This window comes from Acidovorax sp. CF316, assembly GCF_000276605.1.
Taxonomy (GTDB): Bacteria; Pseudomonadota; Gammaproteobacteria; order Burkholderiales; family Burkholderiaceae_C; genus Acidovorax.
The window spans coordinates 1-1,779 of record NZ_AKJX01000309.1; the positions used below are offsets into that span (position 1 = coordinate 1).

Here is a 1,779-nt window from a genome sequence, read left to right on the forward strand (position 1 = left end):
TGGCGGCTGCTGCCGCCGCCGCATCGACCTACTATGTGCGCGCCGGCCTGTTCGGCGACGATGCTGCCTCACTCGCCGCACTGGACAAGCTCCGCACCTCGGCGCTGCCCATTGCCGAGCAGCCTGTGGACACCAACCAGGGCCCGCGCACCAGCGTGCGGGTAGGCCCGTACCACAACGAAGCCTCGGCCGAAGCGGCAGCCGCCATGGTTCGCCAGCTGGCACCCGGCGCCACGGTGACGCGCCAGACGCTCTGAGAAACCCATGCGCCACCCTCTGCCCTACGCCTTTGCCCGCACCTCCCAGCTGCTGCTGGAAGATGACGGGCAGCAAATCGTGCTGTGGCACGGCCCCGCCCCTGACGTGACCGCGCTGTCGGAAGTGATGCGCAAGCACAAGGTCCGCCACCTGCAATCGCTGGAGGCACCAGCCCTGGCCCAGCGCATCAGCGCCGCCTATGCCCAGGGCGAGTCGAGCGCCGCCACCGTGGTGAGCGAGGTCGAGTCCGACGCCGACCTGTCGCGCATGATGCAGGACCTGCCGGCCGTGGAAGACCTGCTGGAGACAGCCGACGACGCGCCCATCATCCGCATGCTCAACGCCCTGCTCACGCAGGCCGCACGCGACGGTGCGAGCGACATCCACATCGAACCCTACGAGCGGCATTCGAGCGTGCGCTTTCGGGTGGACGGCTCGCTGCGCGAGGTGGTCCAGCCCAACCGTGCCCTGCACGCGGCCCTGATCTCGCGCCTGAAGATCATGGCCGACCTGGACATTTCCGAGAAGCGCCTGCCGCAGGACGGGCGCATCAGCCTGCGCCTGGGCACGCGCGCCATCGACGTGCGCGTCTCCACCCTGCCCAGCGCCCATGGCGAGCGCGCGGTGCTGCGCCTCCTGGACAAGAGCGAGAGCAAGCTCAGCCTGGAAGCCGTGGGCATGCAGGGCGAGACCCTGCGGCGCTTCGAAGGCCTGATCGGGCAGCCGCACGGCATCATCCTCGTGACCGGCCCCACGGGCTCGGGCAAGACGACCACGCTGTACGCCGCGCTGGGCCGTCTCGACGCCACGCGCAACAACATCATGACGGTGGAAGACCCCATCGAATACGAGCTGCCGGGCGTGGGCCAGACCCAGGTCAACAGCAAGATCGAGCTGACCTTCGCCAAGGCCCTGCGCGCCATCCTGCGCCAGGACCCGGACATCATCATGATAGGTGAAATCCGCGACTTCGAGACCGCGCAGATCGCGATCCAGGCCTCGCTCACGGGCCACCTGGTACTGGCCACGCTGCACACCAACGATGCCGCCAGCGCCGTCACGCGCCTGACCGACATGGGCGTGGAGCCGTTCCTGCTGTCCTCCTCGCTGCTCGGCGTGCTGGCGCAGCGCCTGGTGCGCAAGTACTGCAGCCATTGCCATGGCGCCAGCTGCGAGCACTGCAGCCAGACCGGCTACACGGGCCGTACCGGCCTGTTCGAGCTGTTGGTGACCAACGATGCCATCCGCGCCCAGATCCACAACCAGGCCGCCGAGGCCGACATCCGCAGCGCAGCCCTGGCGGGCGGCATGGCCCTGATGCGCGAGGACGGCGAGCGCCTGATCGCAGCCGGCGTCACCAGCCGTGAGGAAGTCGTGCGGGTGACCCGCGACTGACGCAACCCCGGCGACGGATGCATGCAAAAAGGGCCGCTGATGCGGCCCTTTTGCTTAGAACCTGTTCAAGATCTTTTTGAAGCCGCGCAAGTCCCTTTTCGGGATGGGATGCAAGGCGCGGTGCGC

At 68.3% G+C, this 1,779-nt stretch carries 2 protein-coding genes; both read left to right on the top strand.

All coding sequences use genetic code 11. From position 1 onward, the window contains the following. Positions 1-257, top strand: a 257-nt coding sequence (locus PMI14_RS33250) for an SPOR domain-containing protein (RefSeq protein ID WP_007862302.1), incomplete at its 5' end; no start/stop codon positions are given. Positions 258-264: 7 nt separating this feature from the next. Then, on the top strand, positions 265-1,653 hold the full coding sequence (locus tag PMI14_RS33255) for a GspE/PulE family protein (RefSeq protein ID WP_007862309.1): 1,389 nt from the start codon (positions 265-267) through the stop codon (positions 1,651-1,653). The last annotated feature ends 126 nt before the right edge of the window (positions 1,654-1,779 follow it).